Source organism: Corynebacterium sp. HMSC073D01 (genome assembly GCF_001815555.1).
GTDB classification, from domain to species: Bacteria; Actinomycetota; Actinomycetes; order Mycobacteriales; family Mycobacteriaceae; genus Corynebacterium; species Corynebacterium glucuronolyticum.
Window position 1 is genome coordinate 1 of the sequence record NZ_KV821058.1, and the last position, 204, is coordinate 204.

Below are 204 nucleotides of genomic sequence, written 5' to 3' on the forward strand. Positions count from 1 at the left end.
ACCACAAGCGTGTGGCCAGGATCATGAAGAATGTGGGCCTTTGCGGGTATACCAGGCGACGAAGAGTGAAAAACCACCGTGCGGGCTAAGGGCCGACATGTGTTTGCTGACCTTGTACGCCGCAGGTTTTACGCCGATAGACTCAACAAGCTTTATGCCCACGGACATTACCTACCTGCCTATTGCTGACGGGTCGAACATGTA